28 protein-coding genes and 3 tRNA genes are annotated in these 24,256 nt (G+C 54.1%); 25 read left to right on the top strand and 6 right to left on the bottom strand.

Annotated elements, in window-relative coordinates; translation table 11 throughout:
- Window positions 1–17 precede the first annotated feature (17 nt).
- Together rimI and ACMGGM_RS16395 are read right to left on the bottom strand one after the other, a co-directional pair.
- Window positions 18–461: a ribosomal protein S18-alanine N-acetyltransferase gene (gene rimI, locus ACMGGM_RS16400; protein ID WP_250365959.1), complete on the bottom strand. Its 444-nt coding sequence runs from the start codon at window positions 459–461 to the stop codon at window positions 18–20.
- On the bottom strand, window positions 430–843 hold the full coding sequence (locus tag ACMGGM_RS16395; RefSeq protein ID WP_250365958.1) for a DNA polymerase III subunit psi: 414 nt from the start codon (window positions 841–843) through the stop codon (window positions 430–432). The genes rimI and ACMGGM_RS16395 overlap by 32 nt, the downstream gene beginning before the upstream one ends.
- Before the next feature lie 102 nt (window positions 844–945).
- On the opposite strand from ACMGGM_RS16395, the gene rsmC reads away from it, so the two are divergent.
- From rsmC to ACMGGM_RS16375, 4 genes are all read left to right on the top strand, one after another.
- Window positions 946–1,974: a 16S rRNA (guanine(1207)-N(2))-methyltransferase RsmC gene (gene rsmC / locus ACMGGM_RS16390; protein ID WP_014882445.1), complete on the top strand. Its 1,029-nt coding sequence runs from the start codon at window positions 946–948 to the stop codon at window positions 1,972–1,974.
- Window positions 1,975–2,146: 172 nt separating this feature from the next.
- A tRNA-Leu gene (locus tag ACMGGM_RS16385) sits at window positions 2,147–2,232 on the top strand.
- Between the two features lie 28 nt (window positions 2,233–2,260).
- A tRNA-Leu gene (locus ACMGGM_RS16380) sits at window positions 2,261–2,345 on the top strand.
- Window positions 2,346–2,377: 32 nt separating this feature from the next.
- Window positions 2,378–2,463, top strand: a tRNA-Leu gene (locus tag ACMGGM_RS16375).
- Between the two features lie 42 nt (window positions 2,464–2,505).
- Here the strand turns inward: ACMGGM_RS16375 and ACMGGM_RS16370 are convergent.
- Window positions 2,506–2,775, bottom strand: coding sequence for a DUF1435 domain-containing protein (locus ACMGGM_RS16370; protein ID WP_250365997.1), 270 nt, complete (start codon window positions 2,773–2,775; stop codon window positions 2,506–2,508).
- Window positions 2,776–2,991: 216 nt separating this feature from the next.
- Between ACMGGM_RS16370 and ACMGGM_RS16365 the strand changes: the two genes are divergently transcribed.
- Both ACMGGM_RS16365 and fhuF read left to right on the top strand, forming a co-directional pair.
- On the top strand, window positions 2,992–4,056 hold the full coding sequence (locus ACMGGM_RS16365; RefSeq protein ID WP_087529116.1) for a GGDEF domain-containing protein: 1,065 nt from the start codon (window positions 2,992–2,994) through the stop codon (window positions 4,054–4,056).
- A 94-nt stretch (window positions 4,057–4,150) separates the two neighbouring features.
- On the top strand, window positions 4,151–4,939 hold the full coding sequence (gene fhuF, locus ACMGGM_RS16360; protein ID WP_045134353.1) for a siderophore-iron reductase FhuF: 789 nt from the start codon (window positions 4,151–4,153) through the stop codon (window positions 4,937–4,939).
- Between the two features lie 97 nt (window positions 4,940–5,036).
- Here the strand turns inward: fhuF and ACMGGM_RS16355 are convergent, their stop codons facing one another.
- Entirely contained in the window at window positions 5,037–6,383 is a 1,347-nt protein-coding gene (locus ACMGGM_RS16355; protein ID WP_014882441.1) for a PTS sugar transporter subunit IIC, read from the bottom strand.
- Window positions 6,384–6,710: 327 nt separating this feature from the next.
- Between ACMGGM_RS16355 and ACMGGM_RS16350 the strand changes: the two genes are divergently transcribed.
- A complete protein-coding gene (locus ACMGGM_RS16350) occupies window positions 6,711–7,169 on the top strand; it encodes a YbaK/EbsC family protein (protein ID WP_014882440.1) in 459 nt (152 codons plus the stop codon).
- Window positions 7,170–7,205: 36 nt separating this feature from the next.
- Here ACMGGM_RS16350 and bglJ read toward each other — a convergent pair whose 3' ends face one another.
- Window positions 7,206–7,841, bottom strand: a complete 636-nt coding sequence (gene bglJ / locus ACMGGM_RS16345) for a DNA-binding transcriptional activator BglJ (protein ID WP_014882439.1) — start codon at window positions 7,839–7,841, stop codon at window positions 7,206–7,208.
- The gene (locus tag ACMGGM_RS16340; RefSeq protein WP_023331965.1) at window positions 7,838–8,575 is read right to left on the bottom strand and encodes a helix-turn-helix transcriptional regulator; all 738 of its coding nucleotides are present in this window, start codon (window positions 8,573–8,575) and stop codon (window positions 7,838–7,840) included. Before ACMGGM_RS16340 ends, bglJ begins: the two co-directional genes overlap by 4 nt.
- A gap of 410 nt (window positions 8,576–8,985) precedes the next feature.
- Between ACMGGM_RS16340 and ACMGGM_RS16335 the strand changes: the two genes are divergently transcribed.
- From ACMGGM_RS16335 to ACMGGM_RS16250, 18 genes are all read left to right on the top strand, one after another.
- Window positions 8,986–9,762, top strand: a complete 777-nt coding sequence (locus ACMGGM_RS16335) for a threonine/serine ThrE exporter family protein (protein ID WP_023331964.1) — start codon at window positions 8,986–8,988, stop codon at window positions 9,760–9,762.
- Window positions 9,753–10,226 (top strand): threonine/serine exporter, encoded by a 474-nt coding sequence (locus ACMGGM_RS16330; RefSeq protein ID WP_014882436.1) that lies wholly within the window; start codon window positions 9,753–9,755, stop codon window positions 10,224–10,226. Before ACMGGM_RS16335 ends, ACMGGM_RS16330 begins: the two co-directional genes overlap by 10 nt.
- 67 nt (window positions 10,227–10,293) lie before the next feature.
- Window positions 10,294–10,935, top strand: a complete 642-nt coding sequence (locus tag ACMGGM_RS16325) for a TetR family transcriptional regulator (RefSeq protein WP_023331963.1) — start codon at window positions 10,294–10,296, stop codon at window positions 10,933–10,935.
- 41 nt (window positions 10,936–10,976) lie between these two features.
- Window positions 10,977–11,429, top strand: a complete 453-nt coding sequence (locus ACMGGM_RS16320; protein ID WP_014882434.1) for a MarR family winged helix-turn-helix transcriptional regulator — start codon at window positions 10,977–10,979, stop codon at window positions 11,427–11,429.
- A gap of 84 nt (window positions 11,430–11,513) precedes the next feature.
- Complete coding sequence (locus tag ACMGGM_RS16315; RefSeq protein WP_010427173.1) at window positions 11,514–11,942, top strand: organic hydroperoxide resistance protein; 429 nt, start codon at window positions 11,514–11,516, stop codon at window positions 11,940–11,942.
- A gap of 148 nt (window positions 11,943–12,090) precedes the next feature.
- Window positions 12,091–12,636 (top strand): primosomal protein DnaT, encoded by a 546-nt coding sequence (gene dnaT, locus ACMGGM_RS16310; RefSeq protein ID WP_023338998.1) that lies wholly within the window; start codon window positions 12,091–12,093, stop codon window positions 12,634–12,636.
- Entirely contained in the window at window positions 12,633–13,370 is a 738-nt protein-coding gene (gene dnaC, locus ACMGGM_RS16305; protein WP_014882432.1) for a DNA replication protein DnaC, read from the top strand. The genes dnaT and dnaC overlap by 4 nt, the downstream gene beginning before the upstream one ends.
- Before the next feature lie 84 nt (window positions 13,371–13,454).
- Complete coding sequence (locus tag ACMGGM_RS16300; protein WP_014882431.1) at window positions 13,455–13,937, top strand: DUF2501 domain-containing protein; 483 nt, start codon at window positions 13,455–13,457, stop codon at window positions 13,935–13,937.
- A gap of 270 nt (window positions 13,938–14,207) precedes the next feature.
- Complete coding sequence (opgB, locus tag ACMGGM_RS16295; protein WP_014882430.1) at window positions 14,208–16,499, top strand: phosphatidylglycerol--membrane-oligosaccharide glycerophosphotransferase; 2,292 nt, start codon at window positions 14,208–14,210, stop codon at window positions 16,497–16,499.
- Window positions 16,500–16,679: 180 nt separating this feature from the next.
- Window positions 16,680–17,318, top strand: a complete 639-nt coding sequence (locus tag ACMGGM_RS16290) for an EAL domain-containing protein (RefSeq protein ID WP_196361393.1) — start codon at window positions 16,680–16,682, stop codon at window positions 17,316–17,318.
- On the top strand, window positions 17,315–17,857 hold the full coding sequence (locus ACMGGM_RS16285) for a helix-turn-helix transcriptional regulator (RefSeq protein ID WP_023331958.1): 543 nt from the start codon (window positions 17,315–17,317) through the stop codon (window positions 17,855–17,857). The genes ACMGGM_RS16290 and ACMGGM_RS16285 overlap by 4 nt, the downstream gene beginning before the upstream one ends.
- 32 nt (window positions 17,858–17,889) lie before the next feature.
- Window positions 17,890–18,387 (top strand): spore coat U domain-containing protein, encoded by a 498-nt coding sequence (locus ACMGGM_RS16280; protein ID WP_014882427.1) that lies wholly within the window; start codon window positions 17,890–17,892, stop codon window positions 18,385–18,387.
- A 2-nt stretch (window positions 18,388–18,389) separates the two neighbouring features.
- Window positions 18,390–19,166, top strand: coding sequence for a molecular chaperone (locus ACMGGM_RS16275; protein ID WP_050862266.1), 777 nt, complete (start codon window positions 18,390–18,392; stop codon window positions 19,164–19,166).
- Window positions 19,087–21,366, top strand: coding sequence for a fimbria/pilus outer membrane usher protein (locus ACMGGM_RS16270; RefSeq protein ID WP_414149049.1), 2,280 nt, complete (start codon window positions 19,087–19,089; stop codon window positions 21,364–21,366). The genes ACMGGM_RS16275 and ACMGGM_RS16270 overlap by 80 nt, the downstream gene beginning before the upstream one ends.
- A complete protein-coding gene (locus ACMGGM_RS16265; RefSeq protein ID WP_014882424.1) occupies window positions 21,357–22,313 on the top strand; it encodes a spore coat U domain-containing protein in 957 nt (318 codons plus the stop codon). Before ACMGGM_RS16270 ends, ACMGGM_RS16265 begins: the two co-directional genes overlap by 10 nt.
- 127 nt (window positions 22,314–22,440) lie before the next feature.
- Window positions 22,441–23,181, top strand: a complete 741-nt coding sequence (locus ACMGGM_RS16260; RefSeq protein ID WP_414149048.1) for a winged helix-turn-helix domain-containing protein — start codon at window positions 22,441–22,443, stop codon at window positions 23,179–23,181.
- A 1-nt stretch (window position 23,182) separates the two neighbouring features.
- Window positions 23,183–23,656 carry a hypothetical protein gene (locus ACMGGM_RS16255; protein WP_032637567.1) on the top strand — a complete coding sequence of 158 codons (474 nt, stop codon included), beginning with the start codon at window positions 23,183–23,185 and terminating at the stop codon, window positions 23,654–23,656.
- A 29-nt stretch (window positions 23,657–23,685) separates the two neighbouring features.
- Window positions 23,686–24,192, top strand: a complete 507-nt coding sequence (locus ACMGGM_RS16250) for a GNAT family N-acetyltransferase (protein WP_333155047.1) — start codon at window positions 23,686–23,688, stop codon at window positions 24,190–24,192.
- Window positions 24,193–24,256 lie beyond the last annotated feature (64 nt).

Here is a 24,256-nt window from a genome sequence, read left to right as displayed (position 1 = left end):
TTACAACCTTATCTTTGTTATCCAATTGGCAGAGCCATAATAATGGCGTCTTCACGTCCCTCTGCGGTGGGGTAGTAGTTACGGCGGATTGTCGCCTCGTTAAAGCCTAAGCTTTCATAGAGCGCGATGGCGGCGACATTCGACGCGCGCACCTCCAGCCAGAGGGTAAAAACGTCACGGGTTTCGAGCTCACGAATGAGATGCTCAAGCAGTTCTCTTCCCAGTCCCCAGCGCTGAAACGCAGGGTCAACCGCGATGTTAAACAGCGTCGCCTCATCAAGGACGACCTGCGTTATGGCAAACGCCGCCATAGTGCCGTCAACGTCCAGCCGGTAGTTGAGGTACCGATCGCCCTGGTTGCTGGCGAACGTTTTTTCGCTCCACGGAAACGCGTGGGCGCGTGTTTCAATCGCGAACGCGGTGGTCAGGTCAGGCGTCGTGAGGGAAGAAATCGTGTTCATATTCGCAGATTTGTTGCCATAGCGCGCTGCGCGCTTTTGGGTTGGCTTTCAGTTCGTCCAGCGCTGGCGAGCAGATCTGGCTCCCCTGAAGAGAGATGTCGGTCGTCTCTCCGATGCACCAGCTGTTACACCGACTCTCAGGAGGAAGCATTGCCACCCGTTCCGGCGTCAGCTGTAAAACCTGGTCGGAAGTCAGCTTCAGGCTGCGAAGGACATCACCAATCAGGGGTTCATTCAGGGCAGGCAGTTCTTCCGCCACCATCACCAGCCTGACGTGCGCCGGGATGGAGATAGCGATTTCACCCTGCAACGCCGTCGGGCGACGCAAGGCCCACTGGGTGATGCCCAGTTGCTGCAACTGCCAGTCTCGTCGGGATGTCATAGCGAAAACTCCTGTCTCTCAGGCGCGCAAATATAGCAAATGTGTCGAAAGTGCGCCATCTACCTACTATAATCCCCGCCTGAGTTTATTGAGGAATAATTCATGTCTGCATTTACCCCGGCAAGTGAAGTCTTGCTGCGTCACAGTGATGATTTCGAAGAAAGCCGTATTCTGTTTGCCGGAGATATGCAGGATGACCTGCCTGCGCGTTTCGACTGTGCTGAAAGCCGTGCCCATACCCAATACTACCACCACTGGCAGGTCCTGAGCCGACAGATGGGCGAGCGCGCGCGCTTTAGCCTGGTGGCGGAGCAGCGCGATATTGCTGACTGCGATACGCTGATCTACTACTGGCCGAAGAACAAGCCGGAAGCCCAGTTTCAGCTGATGAACCTGCTCTCCCTGCTGCCGGTGGGTTGCGACATTTTCGTTGTCGGTGAGAACCGCAGCGGCGTGCGCAGTGCTGAACAGATGCTGGAAGGCTATGCGCCACTGAATAAAGTCGACAGCGCGCGTCGCTGCGGTCTGTACCATGGTCGTCTGGAAAAACAGACAGAATTCGATGCTAACACCTACTGGGACGAGTATCAGCTTGACGGCCTGACCATCAAAACTCTGCCGGGCGTGTTCAGCCGTGATGCGCTGGATACCGGCAGTAAGCTGCTGCTTTCTACCCTGACACCACACACCAAAGGCAAAGTGCTGGACGTGGGCTGCGGCGCGGGCGTGCTTTCAACGGTGCTTGCCAGCCATTCGCCTAAAGTCCGTTTAACCCTGTGTGATGTGAGCGCCCCGGCGGTAGAAGCCAGCCGTGCAACGCTTGCGGCAAACGGCATTGAAGGCGATGTTATTGCCAGCAACGTCTTCTCTGACGTGACCGGCCGCTTTGACATGATCATCTCTAACCCGCCGTTCCACGACGGTATGGAGACCAGCCTCGAAGCGGCGCAAGCGCTGATTCGTGGTGCGACCCGTCACCTCAACAGTGGCGGTGAACTGCGTATCGTCGCGAACGCCTTCCTGGCGTATCCGAAAGTGCTGGATGAAACCTTTGGCTTCCACGAAGTGATCGCCCAGACCGGCCGCTTTAAGGTGTATCGCACCGTGATGACGCGTCAGGCCAAAAAGTAATCTCCCGTTCTGTTTGCCAGATAAGCGCATGCGCTATCCGGCAAACAGGCACCTCGCTCCCGACCATTTTTGCAGCGATCAATAAATCGTGCGCACTTTTCTGTTGACGTAAAGCTGAAAACATCTAGAATGCGCCTCCGTGGTTACGATACTTTTACAGTATCGATGGTATGCGAAGGTGGCGGAATTGGTAGACGCGCTAGCTTCAGGTGTTAGTGTCCTTACGGATGTGGGGGTTCGAGTCCCCCCCTCGCACCATAAATCACGTTGATATTGCTCGCACTGGGCGAAGGTGGCGGAATTGGTAGACGCGCTAGCTTCAGGTGTTAGTGTCCTTAGGATGTGGGGGTTCGAGTCCCCCCCTCGCACCAACGAGGCGATATCAAACCAGTAAGATAACTGTGCGAAGGTGGCGGAATTGGTAGACGCGCTAGCTTCAGGTGTTAGTGTCCTTACGGATGTGGGGGTTCGAGTCCCCCCCTCGCACCAATTATCTTGCATCCCTTCTGTTGTACCTCTTATTTTTCCCTGTTATTTCAAACTCATCAGTATTACCAGAATTCCACCGATCAGTGCCATACCGGATGGCAGTAAAACAAAGTGACGTAGTTGCTTATGCCAGATCATGCATGAAGTCACCAGCAATCCCGACACAAGAATGGTCTTCCAGACATCAATGGAGAGATCGGCGAACATCAAACCGCCAAGCACGACGCCCGGCAGCAGTACCCCCCATGCACTTCCCAGCACCCTGTTCAACATGCATCGCCCTTTCACAACGATAATGATAAACAATATCATATGATAAAGATTATCATTTGTCAGCGCAGACAATCAAAAAAGTTCGACCTTTACCGCTATGTAGAATGACAGGAATAGCCTAAGGTGATAAATTGCTCACCTGTTAACTACACATAAAGTTTTTCTTATAATTACTCTTTGAGTTTTTTGCATATTTTATTGCAAAACAACGCCTATTTATCTGTTTTAATTAAATTTTAATAAAAACGCACGACTATGACATCACAATCCTGGCGGTCTTTGGTTCAACGAAAATATCAATTATCGTTACGTTTATTTTTATTTCTGAATGCAACCTCAGCGGTGTTCTCGGTAACAAATCCGCTCTATTCCGTGCGCGTGTTTTCCGCCCCGCTGATTGCTATTTTTTCCATCAGCATAGGCCTGTTCGTCTGGCACTGGAAAAAGTGTGCGCGAAAGATAAATATTCCTGTGGTTTCAGGGATCTTCGGTATTTTGTGGGCATGGCAAATTGATTCGAAATTTTCGCTAATTACCCATAACCAGGCGACGTATTTGTTAATCGCCCTATTAACGGTGCTTTTTATCGGAACGCTAGCATTCGCCAGTAATATCAAAGCATTTACTCTGCATTCACTCCCCGCGTTTATTGTCTGTCTGTGGTTAAGCGATCCAGAGATGTGGCTGAGAATGACCTATTCCTTCGCACTTCCTGTGGTGGCCATCGCTATTCATAACATTTTGCAAAGACGCAACGATCGCTTTGCGCAGGAACTGCTTTCCCGGCTGCTGGAAGAACGGGAGACCCTTACCGATCTCAGCATGATGGATCCGCTTACCGGCCTCTATAATCGTCGCGGCCTGCAGAGCCGCCTGGAGAACCTGCCAGCGGTGGAAAACGGTGAACACTTTGTTCTGCTGATGGATATCGACCACTTCAAAGCCTATAACGACCACTACGGCCATATGATGGGTGACCAGGCCCTGAAACGTGTTTCTGCAGCAATCCGCGACGCCGTGCGTTCGCGTGACATTGTGGCGCGTTTCGGCGGGGAAGAGTTTATGGTGCTGCTGACGAATATTTCACTTGAACACGCCCGTCATACGGCAGAGCGGATCCGGCAAAAAGTCTACGATTTGAAAATCCCGCATCTCTTCAACGAAAGCGTCGCCACCAATGTCACCATCAGCATCGGTATTGCCATTTTTGAAAATGAAGATGTCGAAGGCGCGCTGGAGAGAGCAGACAGAGCGCTCTATGAAGCAAAGCATCTGGGGCGTAACAACATTCTTCTGAGCGAAGAGCTGCAAACCGCGTAGACGAGTCGGCGTTGAATCAGGACAAAAGTCTTGCCATTGGTATAAGCAATAGTTAGGATTGGCAATCATTATCATTTAGATTCCTATCTCAACTATGGCTACGCATACCGCACACATTGTTGAACCCCTTCTCTGGCGAGCGCCCCTCACCAACGGGAATGCGTCGCTTGCGGATGCCATACGGGATAAGATTGCGGAAACACGCGCTCACCTGCTGGACTTTATCCGGCTTGATGAAGCGCCCCCGCACCACGCCATGACCCTCGCGGAGTGGCGACAACCCTCTACGCTGCAGTCGCTGCTTGCCACCTATTCCGACCATATCTATCGCAATCAGCCAGCCCTGACGCGAGAAAATAAGCCTTTGCTTTCCCTGTGGGCGCAATGGTATATCGGGCTGATGGTACCTCCGCTCATGCTGGCGGTGTTAACCCAGAAAAGCATGCTGGCGCTCTCCCCGGAACATTTCCATGTCGAGTTCCACGAAACCGGTCGAGCGGCCTGTTTCTGGATCGATCTGCACGAGGACCTGAACGCGGCACACCTCTCTGCCCAGGAACGACTGGAGCAACTTGTCATTCAGGCCTTGATCCCGGTGGTGGATGCGCTTGAAGCGGCGGGGGAGATCAACGGAAAGCTTATCTGGAGTAATACCGGATATTTAATCCACTGGTATTTAACGGAAATGAAACCGCTGCTTGGTGATGAGAACGTTGATGCACTGCGTCAGTCCTGTTTCTTTGCAAAACAGCTTTCAGACGGCCGCGATAACCCGCTCTTTCGTACCGTTGTACTCCGTGACGGACTCCTGGTGCGCCGCACCTGCTGCCAGCGCTATCGCCTGCCGGACGTTAAGCAGTGCGGGGATTGTACGCTGAAGTAATTGGGTGCGGCCTGATGCCCTCACCCTGCCCCTCTCCCACGGGGAGAGGGAACAAACACTAAAAACGGCAACCTGAAAGTTGCCGTTTTGCTTTTACCTAGGCCACCTGCTGATTATCCTCTTCCGCATTACGCTGCGCTTCTTCAGCTTCCTGCTCCAGCAGTTGTTTCTCGTAAACTTTAAAGAACGGGTAGTAGATGATGGCCGATACGCAGGCCAGAACGACAACCAGAATAGCTGCACGGAAATCCCAGCCCAGGGCCCATGCTGCGCCTATCGGCGCCGGTGCTGTCCAGGGTACGACGGAAATGACCCGGCCTATCAAATCAAAGGTCATCGCGGCCCAGGCCAGGACGGCGTTAACCATGGGGGCCAGCAGGAACGGTATAAAGAACACCGGATTCATCACAATCGGCGTGCCGAAGATAACGGGTTCGTTGATGTTAAAGAAGCTGGGCACCACGCTCAAACGCCCGATAGAACGTAAATGCGCCGAGCGGCTACGCAGATAGCAAATCACCAGCCCCATCGTCGCGCCCGACCCACCGATCACGATGAAGAACGTCCAGAAGGCTTCCATAAAAATATGTGGCAAAGGCTGACCGGCGGCCAGCGCTGTCTGGTTAGCCCCAAGGTTTGTCAGCCAGAACATCTGCAGCATCCCGGAGACAATGGCCGCGCCGTGGATCCCGGCGAACCACAGCAAATGCCCAATCAGTACCGCCAGCAGAATCGCAGGCAGTGAGTCTGCCGCGGAAACCAGGGGTTTAAAGATCGACATAATCGCCTGCGGGATCAGCATGTCAAACTGAGACTGAATCACCAGGCTCAGCGGATAGAGCGTTAACACCACCACCAGCACCGGGATCAGCAGGTCAAAGGAGTTTTTGATCATCGGCGGTACCTGGTCTGGCAGGCGAATACCGATGTTATGCGCCTTGAGGAAACGCATCATCTCAACGCAGTAAATCGCGACCAGAATGGCGGTGAAAATACCGGTTCCACCGAGGCTATCGACAGGAAGTGTACCTTTGGTTTTCGGTGCCGCGACCAGCAAAAATGCCATGAGCGAGAGCATGGCACACATAAACGGATCGAGCTGGTGCGTTTTGACATAGTGTTTGCCCAGGTTATAGGCAATGGCCGCACAGATATAAATGGACATAATCCCCATCGTCATATCAAACGGCGTGAGGATCTGGCCTTCAAATTGTTTCGCCATATCCAGCCAGGCGCGTGCGAAACCCCAGGTGGTATCAGGCGAAAACGGCGGGTAAGCGAACACTAATAAAAATGAACCCACAATCATAAACGGCATCGCGGAGATGAAGCCATCACGGATAGCCATCACATGACGTTGAGAAGAGATGCGCCCGGCAATCGGGCTAACGTAATTTTCAACGAAACGGAATATCAGATTAAACGCAGCATGGTTGGCAGACATGGCAGCTCTCCTGTCAGACGTTTATAACGGACGCGCTCGCGCCGCACGTTGTTCCATAACTCAGCTTCACAACCTTGCTGGCTTGTGTACCCGCGGTACTGCTCAGACGAAATGGTTTCATAATTGGCTCTTATTATTGGATACAGGGACGTTACATACTCAGTATTAATCTACGCATCACGCTCTGCAACCGGTTACTGTAACCGGTTTCTGTGATTGTGAAGGGGATCCAGAAATCAGCCATCCGGGATATTTGTTACTTAAGAGATATTTACAGAGCATAAATTCTTATGACAGATTACGCAGGTTATTTGTCAGGAGGAAATAATGAGTTTGCAGTCCGTACAGCAGTTTTTTGCCGACAACGCGCCGGAGATAGAAGTTATAGAACTTAGCCAGAGTACGGCTACCGTTGCGCTGGCTGCTGCCGCCCATCGTGTGGAACCGGGACAAATCGCCAAAACCTTATCTTTGAAGATTAAAAATGAGGTGATACTGGTCGTTGCGAAGGGTGATGCGCGTCTGGATAACAAAAAACTGAAAGACACCTTTGGCGCAAAAGCGCGCATGCTCAGCAGTGATGAAGTGGTCACCGTGACGGGCCATCCCGTTGGCGGCGTCTGCCCGTTCGGGCTGGAAAACCCGCTCGCGGTTTACTGTGATATCTCTCTAAAACAGTACGCGGAAGTGCTTCCTGCCGCTGGCGCAATCCATAGTGCTGTGCGTATTTCTCCGGACAGAATGGCAGAGCTGACATCCGCAAAGTGGGTCGATGTGTGCATCTGATTGATGCGCCAGAAGATCTCTGGCGCAAAAGGCAGGTTACAAAAATGTCGGTTTGTTTAACCCCACACTACGCGTTTCTCTTACCGGCAAATGCGTAAGAATATCCGCGGCATCGAGCAACCCGACGTCAGAATTCACCCCCAGCTTCACCATCGCATTAAACTTATGTGCGCGGATAGTCTTGATATTGCGCTTAAGCTGCGCCGCGATTTCAGGGATGGAATAGCCGCACGACATATAACGCAATATTGCCCTCTCCGTCGGGCTTAACATCCGGTTCTGGCTGCAGTACCAGTGATTAAGCATATTGTCGTTTATGCGCAGCGTTTCGCTCAACAGCACCATGAATTCTTTCCGCAGGTGTTCAAGCGTCACTGATTTACTGACCACACCATGAAGACGAGAAGGGGAAAGATGGCTAATCAGCCGCGCCTCCATCTCATCAGATACCAGTATAATGCGCTGAATATGGCTATGCGTAAACGCGAGATCCCTCAGGTGTGCCAGGCAGTTACGACGCGCTTCTCGCGCATCGGAAAGGGAATAGATCAGCGAGAAAAAATTAACGTGATAAAGCGCCTTCTTAAAGCCATCGAAATCATTGAACAGGTGCAGTTGATATTGACTGAGTTCGGACTGCGCAAAAAGATGCTGCAGCCCAATGGCACTCATCGTGCAATTTTCGATGATGGCGATATGTCGTGTTGAATCGGTTTTTTCCATTCCTCGAACTCTCCATAGGCTGACATGAGATTCAGCTCTCTCATTCCCTGTGTACTGTTGATCCAGGCGTACATATCGGCATTACTCCGTAATGACAGCCTTCGCATCGCACTGTTTTTCTGCGCACTGATCGTTTTATTGCTCTTCTTAAGCAACGTAGCGATTTGGTTAATCCCCCACCCTTTACCTAACAGACGAAGTACCTTGCGCTCAGAATTTGTAAGCGCAATGACGTGTTCGTCTTCCTCTTCGCCTTCCTGAGATTCGGGAGTTAATAACGTCTGGCTAATCCGCTCTGCGCGTTCACTTCCTGCCCGGATAGCGTTCACGACACCTTCGATAGGTTCCATATCAGAAAGCAACGTGGTTTCCGGGCGCATAAGCAGCTCAACAGCAATAGGATAAAATGGCCGGGAAACCAAAAAGATCCAGTGGATATCCCTGTACTGATTCAATAAGCGGTAATACTCTTCGAGCGCACCCCGCGGGTTCCTGTATTCGCCTGAAACATCGGCAATAATCACATCTGCGCGGCGTAACTGAAGCAGGGTCAACTCCTGCAGTGAGCGGCAATAGGTCAATTCAAAATCGGGAAAATGACGTGTCACCACATCCCCTAACCCATTTTGCATTACGGGTATCCGGCTAATGACAACGCCATGCTTACCGTGCAATGACAACATAGACCCTCCGTGTCCATTTTCATTTGATAAGTAACGTTAAAACGCATCAAGTTATACGTATTTTCGTCCCTGAGTGTAAAACTGATTAATACAAGCAGAAGATGAGAAATGTTTTAAGTTTAAGAAATGCCTAAAACTGCACTAATATCTCACAAAGCGACAATAAATTTAATTCGACAATCATTAAAATATCGACAATATAAAATTAGAATAACTAAATACAAATATTCTATATTTCCAAACCAATAATTCACCGAATTGATAAATTGATCCCAACGTCTTTCGTCAGCCAGGCTGCAACTGTTTGCATAAACCTTGATCTGACCCACAGCAACTGCCACTGCATTTTGTGCTAAAAGTAGGCACTACGGGCCACGCGGCTACTCTTCACCTTCTCTTCAGGACACGACATGCAGGCAGAACGGTCAACGCAGCGTGCTATCACGCGGCTCTGTATTCAGTGCGGTCTTTTTCTGCTCCAGCACGGCGCGGAAAGCGCGCTGGTTGAGGAACTTTCAACCCGGCTGGGGCTGGCGCTGGGGATGGACAGCGTGGAAAGCGCCATCTCTTCCAACGCCATTGTGCTGACCACGATCAAGGACGGTCAGTGCCTGACCTCCACCCGTAAAAACCAGGACCGTGGCATTAACATGCACGTTGTGACCGAAGTGCAGCATATCGTCATCCTTGCGGAGCATAAGCTTCTCGATCTCAAAGAGATTGAAAAACGGTTCAACCAAATCAAACCGTTACGTTATCCGCGCTGGCTTGTCGTGCTGATGGTCGGGCTCTCATGCGCCTGTTTCTGTAAGCTCAATAAAGGCGGCTGGGATGGCGCACTGGTCACCTTTTTCGCCAGTAGTATCGCCATGTATGTACGCCAGTTGCTGACCCATCGGCAGTTGCACCCGCAAATTAACTTCTGCATTACCGCGTTTGTCGCCACTACCGTTTCAGGCCTGCTGCTGCGCCTGCCGCAGTTCGCCAACACCCCGACGATTGCCATGGCGGCCAGCGTGCTTTTGCTGGTGCCGGGCTTTCCGTTAATCAACGCCGTTGCCGATATGTTTAAAGGGCACATTAATACCGGTCTGGCACGCTGGGCCATCGCCAGCCTGCTGACGCTGGCAACCTGTATCGGCGTGGTCATGGCTATGACTCTCTGGGGGTTACGCGGATGGGCGTGATAGATTTTCTGCTGGCACTGGCACAGGATATGATCCTGGCCGCCATTCCTGCCGTCGGCTTTGCGATGGTCTTTAACGTTCCGCAACGTGCTCTGCCGTGGTGTGCGCTGTTGGGGGCGATTGGTCACGGCTCGCGGATGGCCATGATGGCGGCGGGTTTTAATATCGAATGGTCGACATTTATGGCCTCTATGCTGGTCGGTAGCATCGGCATTCAATGGTCGCGCTGGTATCTGGCGCATCCTAAAGTCTTCACCGTCGCCGCCGTGATCCCAATGTTCCCGGGCATATCGGCGTATACGGCAATGATTTCGGCGGTGAAAATCAGCCATTTTGGCTACACCGAGCCGCAGATGATCCTTCTTCTGAGCAACTTTCTTAAAGCGTCGTCCATTGTCGGTGCGCTCTCTATCGGGCTGTCGATCCCCGGATTGTGGCTGTACCGCAAACGCCCGCGCGTTTGATATTTGTGTTATTTCGTTGCCGTGGAGATAATCTTTCTGGTCCGTTTGGTGAAAATAAGGAAAGGATGTGGCTAACCCTGGCAGCGAACACCCCGAGCACAACGAAGAGTCCAGCCTGAAAGAGAAAATTTTTCAGAGCGCTATTGCGCTGTTTGCCGAATACGGACTGAACGGCGCCCGCATGGAGCAGATCGCGGAGAAAGCGGGCACCACCAAACGCATGGTGGTTTACCATTTTAAGAATAAAGAAAATCTTTATCTGCTGGTGCTGGAACACGTTTACACCGAAATTCGCGCCAGCGAAAAAGCGCTTAGCCTGGCGGATATGCCCCCCGTCGAAGCGCTGGTCCACCTGGTTGAAACCACCTTTGACTATCATGCTGACCATCCGGATTACATCCGTATCATCTGCATGGAAAACATGCAGCGTGGCCGCTTTATGCAGCAGTCGAATTATCTGCGCCAGGTTAACCGCAGCGCGCTCGACCTGCTGGAAGAGATCCTGCGTCGCGGCAAAGAGAAACTGCTGTTCAGCCAGACGGTTGACGCCCGCGATCTCCACCGCCTGATAAGCAGCTTCAGCTTTCACTACGTCGCCAACAGCTACACCTTCACTCTGCTGTTTGAAGAGGGTGCCGACGAGCGGGCTCAGCGCCAGCACTACCGTAAAATGGCCGTTCAGGTGGCGCTGCGATATACCTGCCCATAAAATTGCTTGCAATTAAATCGTACACTATCTATATTCACCTCATGAACGCGAAAACGAACGACACGACCGCTGCGCTCCTGCTGGATAACCAGCTCTGCTTTGCCCTCTATTCGGCAAATCTGGCGCTTAACAAGCTGTACCGGCAGTTGCTGGCACCGCTAAACCTGACTTACCCGCAATATCTGGTGATGCTGGTGCTGTGGGAGCAGGATGACGTGACGGTATCAGACATCGGTGAACGGCTGTTCCTTGATTCCGCAACGCTGACGCCGCTGCTGAAGCGTCTGGAAAGCGCCGGGCTCATCAACCGTCACCGCTCGCGTAAAGACGAACGCCAGGTCGCTGTCACCCTGACTGATGCAGGACGTCACCTACAGCAGCAGGCCGCAGGGATCCCTCATGCGGTGGGATGTGCGGCACAGTGTGATACCGAGACCATGCTGTCGCTCAAGCAGCAGCTGGAAGTTTTGCGACAACAGATTCAACGCGCGTGACGCTATACTTTACGCGTATTTATTTACCCATGTATATCGCACGCTATTTAATAGCACACATAAAAGTAAGATGAGGAACCTGCCATGTCTTTAGAAAAAGTTGTTTATACCGCCAAAGCAAAAGCCACCGGGGGCCGTGACGGCCGTGCGACCTCTTCCGATGGCGTTCTGGATGTCAAACTGGGCGTGCCAAAAGAGATGGGTGGCATGGGGGGTGAAGTGACTAACCCTGAGCAGCTGTTTGCTGCTGGCTACTCCGCCTGCTTCCTGGGCGCGATGAAGTTTGTCGCGGCTCGCGACAAATTTGCCCTGCCTAAAGAAGCCTTTATTGAAGGCGAAGTGGGTATTGGTCCGTTGCCAACCGGTTTTGGTATCGAAGCAAAACTGAACATCCACGTTGAAGGGATGGATCCGGCGGAAGCCAAAAAACTGGTCGATGCGGCGCACATTGTTTGCCCTTACTCTAACGCGACCCGCGGCAACATCGACGTGACCCTGAATATCATCGCGTGATAAATGCCTGATGGCGCTGTGCTTATCAGGCCTATGACTGTAGCCCCGGTACGCGCAGCGCCACCGGGGAAATCCCCTCCTTCCCTTCCCCCTCTCTGTGCTACCATAAGCCCTTATCACGCCCGTCGTTATCAGTAGAGTAAGCGTTATGTCCTCCAGAATTCTGACCACCAGCATTGCTGGCATTGATGCCTTTATGCGCGACCCACGCGGTGTGTTGACTCACGCCGAAGGCGGCACGGTTGCGGTTTTTGCCGACAACGCGCCGGCGTTTTACGCAATCACGCCGGAACGTCTGGCACAGCTTCTGGAGACTGAAGCGCAATTGTCCCGCCCGGTGAGCGATGTCACGCTGGATAACCAGTTGTTTGATGAACCGGTTAACGCCCCGGTGACCGTTCCGATGGGCAAATTTGCCCTTTATGCGGGCTGGCAGCCCGACGCCGATTTTCAACGGCAGGCCGCGCTGTGGGGCATTGCGTTAACCCAACCGGCCACCGCGGAAGAGCTCGCCGCCTTTACGGCCTGGTGGCAGGCAGAGGGTAAAGTTTTCACCCATATTCAGTGGCAGCAAAAGCTCGCGCGTCATCTGCAGATTACCCGCGCCAGCAATAATGGCCAGCCAAAACGCGATATCAACGCGTTTTCAGAACCGGATAAACAGATCCCCAGTGGATTCCGAGGTGCGAAATGAAGAACGTCGGTGACCTGATGAAACGTCTGCAAAAAATGATGCCAGCCAACGTGAAGCCCGCTTTCACGACGGGGGAAGAACTGCTGGCGTGGCAAAAAGAGCAAGGAAAAATCCGTGCCGCCGCGCTCGCCCGCGAAAACCGGGCGATGAAAATGCAGCGCACGTTTAACCGCTCCGGTATTCGCCCTCTGCATCAGAACTGCTCGTTTGATAACTATAAAGTTGAAACCAGCGGGCAGATGAACGCGCTCGCCGCCGCACGTCAGTACGTGGATGAATTTGACGGTAATATCGCCAGCTTCATTTTTAGCGGTAAACCGGGCACCGGGAAGAACCATCTTGCCGCGGCCATCTGTAACGAACTGCTTCTGCGCGGTAAATCGGTGCTCATTATCACCGTGGCCGATATCATGTCCGCCATGAAAGACACCTTTAGCAACCGCGAAACCAGCGAAGAACAGCTGCTTAACGATCTGAGTAATGTCGATTTACTGGTCATCGACGAGATTGGCGTTCAGACGGAATCCCGTTATGAAAAGGTCATCATCAATCAGATTGTCGATCGCCGTTCTTCCTCCAAACGCCCCACCGGCATGCTCACAAACCACAACATCGACGAGATGACCCGCTTACTGGGCGAACGCGTCATGGACCGTATGAAGCTGGGTAACAGTCTGTATGTCATCTTCGACTGGGACAGTTACCGCAGCCGCGTTACCGGCAAAGAGTATTAAGACAGTTCCAGGAATCGCCAGCGGGACACAGGTATATACTGGAACCCCTTCCGGCCCAAAACGGACCTTTTTGAGAAAGCCATTATGAAAAAACAGATCCTTATCAGCACCTTTTTAGGCGCGCTGCTGGTTACCGGCGCAGCGCAAGCGGCGTCCTGGCAGGAGTCCCTCTCAAGCGCAGCAAACGAGCTGACCAAAGAGAGCAGCAGCACTCAGGGTGGGCTCTCCGCCTCTTCCCTCACCAGCCTGCTAAGCAACAGCTCCCAAAGCCTGAGCGCGGGCACGATGAACAACGCGGCGGGGATTCTGGAATATTGCGCGAAGCAAAAACTGGCCTCGGTGACCGACGCGCAAAACGTGAAAAACCAGGTGCTGGGTAAACTGGGTCTCGATACTCAGGAGCAAAAAGCGGATACCAGCTATATGGATGGCATTCAGGGTCTGCTTAACGCACAAAACGGTCAGCAACTTAACCTGAGCACCCTTGGCAACTCTTCTCTGGCGAAACAGGTGAAAACCAAAGCCTGCGATCTGGTGTTGAAACAAGGCGTTAATTTCATCTCCTGATTTCCCCCATTTTCTGCCACAACACGCCGCGTTTATTGCGATAGTCTTGCATCGCGGCGTGAAACGAGCGTTTTTCCAACCTGCCACCGTCTCAGCGTCCGTTTGTCAGGATGCGACCTTCTTCATAAAAACGATTTTCTAAACCAAATCCTAACAACAGCACACTTTCGTGACACTAAAATTGCAGCTAAACGACATCGCCATTACATTGTATAACCCAAAAAATAAACAGTTAGCCAGCGAAGCACCTGGCGTCATGAGGATATGCTGTTGTCAGAATTCATGTCTCTTGTCCTTTTTCTGGCTTCTGTGGGCGTTTATGCCTGGAAAGCCGGCCGTAACACCTGGTGGTTTATCGCCACACTGGTCGTACTCGGCTTTTTTATTATTTTAAACATTACCTTATACGCCAGCGATTACTTCACCGGTGACGGGATCAACGATGCGGTACTTTATACCCTGACGAACAGCCTGACGGGCGCGGGAGTGGGCAAGTACATTCTTCCGGGGCTGGGCCTGGTTGTGGCGCTGGTAACCATTTTTGGCGCACTCGCCTGGGTGCTGCGTCGCCGTCGTCATCTTCCTCACCATCATGGTTACAGCCTGCTGGCGCTTTTCCTGGCGTTAGCCTCCGTCGACGCCAGCCCGGCGTTTCATCAGATCACCGAACTGGTGAAATCTCAGTCGCGTGACGGCGATCCAGACTTTGTGGCGTACTACAAAGAGCCATCGAAAACGATCGCCAACCCGAAACTCAACCTGGTCTATATCTACGGTGAAAGCCTGGAGCGCACCTACTTCGACAACACTGCGTTCCCGAACCTGACCCCGGACCTGGGGGCGCTGAAAGATGAAGGTCTCGATTTCAGCCACACCATGCAGTTGCCCGGCACGGATTACACTATCGCCGGGATGGTGGCTTCCCAGTGCGGTATCCCGCTGTTCGCACCTTTTGAAGGTAACGCTTCAGCCTCGATGTCGACGTTCTTCCCGCAGAATATTTGCCTGGGCGATATACTGAAAAATTCCGGTTACGAAAACTACTTCGTGCAGGGTGCAAACCTGCGCTTTGCCGGAAAAGATGTGTTCCTGAAATCCCACGGTTTTGATCACCTGTACGGCTCAGAAGAGTTAAAGACGACGGTTGCCGACCCGACCTACCGCAACGACTGGGGTTTCTATGACGATACGGTACTGGACGAAACCTGGAAGAAATTCGAGGCGCTTTCCCGCGCCGGGAAGCGTTTTTCCCTCTTCGCGCTGACGGTAGATACGCACCATCCGGATGGTTTCGTCTCGCGCACCTGTAAACGCAAACGCTATGACGTGGACGGCAAAAGCAACGCCTCCTTTAGCGCCGTGACCTGTAGCCAGGAGCATATCGCCGCTCTGGTCGAGAAAATCAAAGCCTCGCCGTATTTTAAAAACACCGTCATCGTCGTCTCGTCTGACCATCTGGCGATGAAAAACAGCGCCTGGGATCAGCTCAACAAGCAGGATCGCAGCAACCTGTTCTTCGTTCTGCGCGGCGACCAGCCGCAACAAGAGGTGATCGCCACCAAACGCAACTCCATGGATAACGGCGCAACCGTGCTGGACATTCTGGGTGGCGACAACTTTATTGGCCTGGGTCGCAGCACGCTGTCCGGGCAATCCCTGTCGGAAGTGTTCCTCAACATGAAGGAGAAAATCCTCGCCTGGAAGCCCGACATCATCCGGCTGTGGAACTTCCCGAAAGAGATGAAAGACTTCACCATCGATCGGGAGAAAAACACGATTGCCTTCTCTGGCAGTAACTTCCGTCTGCCGCTGCTGGTACGGGTGTCGGACAGTCGCGTTGAACCGCTACCGGAAAGTGAATATTCCGCACCGCTGCGTTTCCAGCTGGCCGATTTCGCCCCACGCGATAACTTTGTCTGGATCGACAGGTGTTACAAAATGGGTCAGCTCTGGTCACAGCCGCTGGCGCTGTCGACCGACTGGTGCGTCTCTCAGGGGCAGCTTGGCGGGGAGCAAACCGTGCAGCATGTGGACAAAGCCCAGTGGAAAGGCAAAACCGCCTTTAAAGATACGGTGATTGATACCACACGCTATCAGCACAACATCGACATGCTGAAAATCGTCGACAACGACATTCGCTATAAAGCAGACAGCTTCATCTTCAACGTGGCAGGCGCGCCTGAAGAAGTGAAGCAGTTTAGCGGCATCTCTCGTCCGGAGTCGTGGGGACGCTGGTCAAACGCGCAGTTGGGTAACGAAGTGAAAATTGAGTACACCCATCCCCTGCCGGAGCAATTTGACCTGGTGATCACAGCCAGAGCGTATGGACCTAACGCGAATAAGCCAGTGCCGGTGCGCGTGGGCGATGAGGAGCAGACGCTGACGCTTGGGAATGATGTCAGCACGCACACTCTGCATTTTGCCAACCCATCGCGCAGCAATACCCTGGTGATTGTGCCGCCAGACCCGCAGTCCACCAATGAAGGAAATATTCTTGGCCACTCACCGCGCGAGCTCGGGATTGGCATGGTCGAAATCAAAATTGTCAGCAGACAAGGTTAATGCCTGAGCACCCGGCGTCCCTGCCGGGTGCTTATAAAAATAAATAAACCTATAAATTGATTATAAATCAGATAAAAACACCATATATAAGTCATTTTTATTTATAAATATCCCGCAAAAACACCATTCTATAAAATGTGTAACTCCTAAAGTAACGACGGAGAGTGACACACTTTTATCATGCTAACCGGCTATAAGTTCGAATCCATCCGGGCACTGCGCAGTGAACATGTGATTGCCTGGGAGGTATTGTCCACGGCAAAACCCCACGTCAATCTCGAAGACTATTTTGACGCCATGCCTTCGACGCAGCGTAAACAACTTTTCTTTGCGCAGCTTCGCCATGCCATGTTTTGCGAAGAGGGCGACAAATATTATCTCAACGCGACATCAGATTTGCTGCTGGAAACGGACTTCCTCGACAAGCTAAAAGAAGCAACACCCTGTCCGGAGAGGCTTGCTATCGAAGTGACCGATCTCCATACGATGGTACAACTCGATGATACGCAAAGCCGGGTCCTGCGAAACTGCATTGCGACACTTCATCTGTGGGGAATTGAAGTGTGGGCTGATGATGTCTGTGAAGCCATTCTTCCCGAACTGCTTGCCAGCCAGATCCGCTTCTGTGGCGTCAAAATTGACAAACATACTTTCTGGAGCGGGCGCACAGAGCAGGCGAAGTTTCTGCATCTCACCCGTCAATGCAAGCGTGTCGCCAGTAAAGTCCTTATTGAAGGCATCGAAACGGCGGGTGATTTCGCACTGGCCCGGGCAAGCGCGGCCGATTACGGCCAGGGTTATCTGTGGGGTCTAAAATGACGCCTTTCATCGCAAATGCCGGCTATCAGGTTATCGTTCTGAGCAGCAACGCTTTTTTATGGCTTGGCCTGAATTCGATCCTGTCGACAGCCGTATCACCCCGTCCTGAGGTGTACTGGATTAACAACGTTAATCCACAAGGGCTTATGCGTCTGCAGACACTGCTGCTCAATACGCACGTCGGGGGAAACTGGCTGTTATTGACGGACGCGGCCCGGGTCAACGACATTAACGCCTGGCTACACAACGCGCGGGTCAGAGTGGTTGCGGACAATGTGTCTCTCGCGCAGCTAAGCCTCTGTTTTAGCGACACAAGCTTCTCTTTCGAGAATACCGCCACGCTCACCTGTCAGGAGATGCGGGTTTGCATGCTGTTCCATAAAGGATTCAGCCCGATACGTATTGCGCAAATCCTTAATAAGTCACCTAAAACGATCTACACCCACAAACGTAACGCGATGAACAAATTTTGCTGCCAGAACCTGGCGGAATTCCATCAAAAACTCTGCCTGCTGGACGCGCTCCCCTCTTCTTTGTAATTGCACTGTTATTCACGTCAGGAAATACGATCATGAGAATTATCCCTGTTGTTGTATGTTGTTCCGTTCTCCTGCTTCCTGCTGCTGCAATCGCCGCAGACAGCACCACAAGCGCGACGATGCACGTTTCACTTGAGGTGGTGAAGTCCTGCACGCTCAAAGCCAACGACCTCAATTTCTCGCGCCACGGCTCGGACGAATCAAGCGAAATTCAAGCCAAAACGCAGGTCGATATCGTCTGTACCAACGGGACGCCGTTCACGCTCTCTGCTACCAGCAACGATAGCAGTGACAACGGCACCTTCTGGCTGAAGCCAGAAAACGGTGAAACGGGCGCACAGAAGATTGCCTGGAAACTTTTTGCCGATGAAGGCAAACAGACGCAAATTACCAGCACCGATGGACTCACCGACACCGGCAACGGTATGGAACAGCAAGAGACGCTGTATGGCGTGATTGACGCAGGTGCCCTGACGACCGCGCAGGCTGGCGCCTATAGCGATGATGTCACGTTGAATCTGGTGTATTGATCATGCGTCGTTTTCTCCCCTGCTTCATTCTGTGGTTCATGATGCTGGCGCTGCTGTCACGCTACGCGATGGCCGCCACGCTTCAGGTGGCCCCAGTGACGCTCGACCTCCAGAGCGGGCAAAGCGCCTCGGCGGTCTACCTCACTAACAGCGGTAAAGCGGCCATCCATGCGCAGATACGGGTTTACGAATGGACCCAGCAAAACGGTAAAGATGTATTAACGGCCACCGACGAGGTGGTCAGCAGCCCGGCGATGACCTCACTGGCGCCGGGCCAGCAGCAGCTGGTGCGCATAATCGTGATGCAGCCAGGGATCCGTGAACAGGAGCAAAGTTACCGGCTGGTCATTGATGAGCTACCGGATGCAACGTCCCGTGCGGCCAATCCCAACGCGATACACTTTCTGCTTCGCTACTCTATTCCTGTCTTCATTGCCGGAAACCAGAATATGCCCGTCAGCCGCGATGCCCTGAGCTGCGAACAGGCGGACACCCCGGGAACGATCCGCTGCTATAACGCCGGAAACAGCCATATCCGCCTGAGCCACCTGCAGGCCCTGACGGCCGCCGGTCAGGTCGTCGGGTCGTTGAAAGGGCTGGCAGGTTATGTTCTGCCGGGACAGACCGCGCTTATAACGCTTAAGCACACTTCGCGCCACACATTCAGCGCGTTGCGCGCCTATCTCAATGACGACCACCATGCCAGCCAGATACCCCTGCGCCCGCTTGCTTCTCGCGCTCCTGTTTTGGCTACCGCTGATGCTGTCAGCCCGGACTGAACCCGCCGCCGATACCCTGCAATGGCTGGCAATCACCTTGAACCACGACCCGCGCGGGGATCTGTGGGCCTGCCGGGTAGTGGGAGATGCGCTGTGGATGGACCACCGCGACCTCAAAAAACTGGGGCTGCGCGCCCCGGATAACGCCAACGAGTGGGTCGCGCTGACGTCCCTGCCGGGCCTGAAAGTCAGTCTCGATTTGCATGCTCAGCAGGTCTCCATTATCGCCGACGCAAAGGCACTTGAGGGCCAACAGCATCTGTCTGTCGGCAGGCCGACGCCGCAGTATCGCTATCCTGAGGCGCAGCCCATCAGCGTGTTGACGCTCGGGTATGCGCTTTATGGCAGCGGCGCAGAGGGGAAACGCCAGCTTAACGCGCAAACGTCGCTCACCGCATCCGGGGCGCTTCCCGGGACGTTCAGCAGCAGCTTTTCGAGCCATGCCGGTGAGGAAAACAGCGCAGGTCGGCCCCGCCACACACGCCTTGAAACTCGCTGGCAGTGGGACAACACAGACTCGCTCACCAGCCTGGCGCTGGGCGACAACATCACCACGGGCTCCCGCTGGAGCCGACAGGTACGCTTTGGCGGGTTGCACTGGGCGCGTAATTTTGAGCTCAATCCGCAGCTCAACACCGAACCGCGTAGCCGTTACAGCGACACGGCGGTTCTGCCTTCTACGGTCGATCTGTACATCGACGGGCTTAAGCAGAGCAGCCAGCGCGTCACGCCGGGCGATTTTCTGCTGGATACCCTGCCCTCATTTACCGGAAGCGGGCAGGCCCAGGTGGTCATTACCGACATCAACGGTCAGCGTCGTACCGTACAGCTCGATCTCTACGGTGCGCCGGGGATGCTGGCGGAAGGACTCAGCAGCGGCTCGCTGGATATCGGCTGGATGCGACAAAACTACGCCCTGCGATCAAATGACTATGCCGCCTCGCCCATGCTCGACGCAGGGTGGCGCTACGGGGTGAATAACCAGCTGACGCTGGCGCTGCACACGGAGCAGCAGAGTAAACTGCGCAATGTCGGGACAGGGGTCGACTGGCTGATCTCGCCCGGGACAGGGATTATCAGCCAGCATGTCGCCATCAGCGACAGCCCCTACGGTCAGGGAAAACAGTGGGGCCTTGGCTGGCAATGGAACGGTCGCGGGACGGGGATCTCTGCCAGTACCGTTCGTACCGATGCCACATTTGCCGATAACGCCCGCATGAGCGGTACCCTCCCCGTCAGACGCAGCGATAGCGTTTGGGTCAGCCAGTCGATTCCCCATTCAGGTACCTTCGGTGCGGGCTGGGTACAGCAAAACATTCAGGGCACCAGGCAACGCTATCTCAACGCCTCCTGGTCCGCCTCGCTGCCGGCACATATTTCCACCACGCTGAGCTACACCCGCTCGTTTACGGATGCGTCGAGCCACGTTCAGCTGATGCTTTCGATCCCGTTAGGGCGTGAGGATACCCTCTCCGTTCAGGCCAGCCGCGATATGCCGCGCATGGATTATCGCCATCAGCCGGACGATCAGGTCGGCGGCTGGTCATGGCAGCTGGGGCGAGGCTTTGGCGAGCACCGGGAAACCTATGCGGACGTGGGCTATCTGGGCCACGCAGGTGAGTGGCACGTCGGGATGGCGCAGGGCGCTAACTATGCCTCAGCCGAGGGTAGCCTGACGCTGCTGGATGGCAGCCTGCACACGCTGCGCTACAGCCAACAAAGCCTGGCCCTGGTCTCCACGCACGGTGTCGGACATGTGCCGGTGATGCTGGAAAACCGCCCGGCAGGCGAAACCGACGAGAAAGGGTATCTGCTGCTGACCGACCTGCCGCGTTACCACGCCAGCAAAGTCAGCATCAATCCGCTGGATCTGCCTGCCGACGTGATTGCCCCCGTCACCGACATGCAGGCCAGACCGGGCAACGGCGGCGCGGTAAAAGTCGATTTTAACGTCCATCACGCCGTCACAGTTCAGGCCCGACTGGTGGACCTCCACCATAATCCGCTCCCGCTCGGCAGCATTGTCTCAACGCCACGCGGTGCCACCATTGTGGGGCGTGACGGTTTTATCTGGCTTGAAGACCCGCCTCTGCCAGGTGAGCTGGTGGTAAAAACCGGTGAGGGTGAGTGCCGGGTCAGGCTTCCGGCCCCCCGTACTGCGTCACCCATACAGAATATTGGAGAACAACAGTGTCATTAAAAGCACCGTTCTTGTTGCTGCTTGCGGTGTCCGTGAAGGCGATGGCCGCCGCATGCTGGATAACATCACCTGCCGTCATCAACTTTGGCAATGTCGTGGCGGGCAATGCCGCGTCGACCAACACCGAAGTTAAATTTAGCTGTCAGGCTGACAACAACGGCACGACGGAATATATCAACGTCTGTCTGAGCAGTATCGACGCACCGCCCTTTCAGATGGTCTCACCGGGAGATTCGGAGGGTAAACAGTACACCCTGCTTTTCCGCCTGCTTAACGGCGACGCGCGCGCTCAGGAACTCGGTCCCGTCAGCAGCGGGGAGCTCATTCAGCAGACTCTGACCGCCGACAGCAATGCCAACATCAGCGGGAGCTTTCCGCTTATCGCCACCGTCCCGGCAGGGCAAAACCAACTTCCGGCGTACCACTATTACAACTACAACATGAATCTGCGCATCGCCTGGCACAGCGCTAGCCGTCAGGATGCACTGCAAAACTGCTCGGATGGCTCTGCGGAGGGGGAGCAGGTGCAGGGCGGTACCAATGCGCAGGCCGAAATCAGCCAGGGCTGCTACATAGAACGCGTCACCCCGCTTAACTTCGGCACCCTGAACAGTACCGCCACGCTGCGCCCGACGCGTTCCACCGCAACCCTTACCACGCGCTGTCCGGCCGGTACAGCGTTTACGCTTGGCATGGGCAACGGCAACCATGCCATCGGGAATCAGCGGCAGCTGTGTAACGATGAGGGTCAGTGCCTGCGCTACGGGCTCTGGCAGGATGCGGGTGCCACGCAAAGCTGGGGCGATCTGCACAGCGGCGATGCGCTGCATGTCACCCATCCTGCTGGCGGCACCCAGAACTTCACCGTTTACGGGGAAGTCCCCGCTCAGCCCCTGAGCGGTACAGGGGAATTTATTGATGACGTGATAATCACGCTGACTTATTAAACAGACCAAAATCCTGTCTGGATCAATGTTATCGGTAACAATGGCGTTAAAATAGCCACCAGCTCTGCATACAAGGCGTAAACCTTCTCTTTTTTATTCGTTATCTCTGTCTGTTTTACAACAACTTATGAAATACCTGCTTGCTGACGTCATCGTCTACAACGACGAGGACGGTTCTGTTTCTCTTATCAATGTGCCGCCTGAGGATGCGCAGATCCTCACCTGCACAGCCAATAGCATTATGAAGCTGCTGGTGCAGCATCATGGGAACGTGGTCGAGCGGGAGACCTTCCTGCATGACGTCTGGGATCGGCGTGGGCTCCAGGGGTCTAACAATTCGTTAAACCAGTACATCAGCATCTTGCGCAAAATGCTGGCCAGCCTGCTTCCCGACGTGCTGTTTATCGTCACCGTCCCCAGGACGGGCTTTATGCTCAGCGCAGACGTCACGGTAACAGCCCTGGAGGAAGAAACACCGGCCGCCGAAACGGCGAAAACTGCAGTACCCGCCCGACCGGAGCGGCTGCTCTGGGGCGCGCTTACGCTGGCGGTCGTTGCGCTGTGCCTTTGGATAACGGCTATCAAACCCGAAACCCGGCAGAAGGACATTCATCTGCTGACCCATATCGGGAACTGTCCGGTCTATACCTTTACGCCGCTGGCGGATGTGTTTCACGAGCGGGCGGCTGCGCTGGCGCAAAGCCTTCAGCAGGACGGTCACCTTCCGTGCCTGGAAAATTCAATTTTCTACATGCACATTCAGCGAACGCTTTTCTACGGCCACGAGGGACGACTGGTGCTCTCCCAATGCTCGCTCACGCAGGGGCAAGCGAGCGCCTGTCGTACGCTTTACTATTACGAGTGGTGATATGAGATACACAAAAATCTGGCTCATTCTGGCCCTTAACCTGATGATTACCGGCGCTGCACTGGCGTGGTATTTCTACACGCCACCGCTGTCGGTGGCCTGCAATGGATACCTGACCTTCTCCGACAAACGTGACAGCCACGATTTCACGTTTGACGGGGAGGTCATCATGCAGTTTCACCCCAACAAAACCGGGTACATCACGCTAAACGGTAACGTGGAGAATGCCCCAAACCACTGGGAAGTGTCCCGTCAGGAGATGTTTAAATGGCGCCACGTGGAAGGGGAACTGTATGAGATCGTTATTCAAAAAGTGGAGCGTTTTGGCCATGACGCCATGCCGCAGGGCGTATTTGAGAAGTACGTCGCGGGCCTGACCCAGGGGAAAAAAAGGCTCCTGGCGATAGAGCGCACGCCGCATGATGCACTGGTTATCAGCAATTTTTACTCGCCGGTACTGGTCTGCACAGAATAATACCGGCGGGTCAGGCTATACTTCCCGCCATGAACATTCGCATTCGCCCTACCACCTTCAACGACGCTGCCACCCTGCCCGCCATTGAACGCGCGGCGGGCGAGCGTTTTCGTGAAATCCCCCCTCTCGCCTGGCTTGCCGGGGGTGAGGTGATTTCAACTGAAGAGCATCTCAACTATGCCGAACGGGGGCTAAGCTGGCTGGCACTGGCGAACGACCATCCCGTTGGGTTTATCCTCGCAGAGGCGCACGCGACATCGCTGTTTATTGTCGAACTTTCGGTGCATCTGGACTGGCAGGGAAAGGGGATTGGTCGGCAGCTCATTAACGCTGTGGCTGACCATGCCCGTGAAGGGGGGCTGTCGTCGCTGACGTTGACGACATTCCGCGACGTACCGTGGAATGCGCCGTTCTATGCGCGGCTGGGGTTTGAATACGTCACTGAACTCACGCCTGAACTGCGTCAGAAAAGGGAAGATGAGACAGCGCACGGCTTAGCGTTTGACTCCCGCTGCGCCATGCGTCTGCCGCTTTGATATCGCCCGGTGGCGCTGCGCTGACCGGGCCTACAAAACCCTGAACCGTAGGCCGGGTAAGGCA

This window comes from Enterobacter sp. BNK-14, assembly GCF_047456095.1.
Taxonomy (GTDB): domain Bacteria; phylum Pseudomonadota; class Gammaproteobacteria; order Enterobacterales; family Enterobacteriaceae; genus Enterobacter; species Enterobacter kobei.
This window is presented reverse-complemented; position numbering and strand designations above follow the sequence as displayed.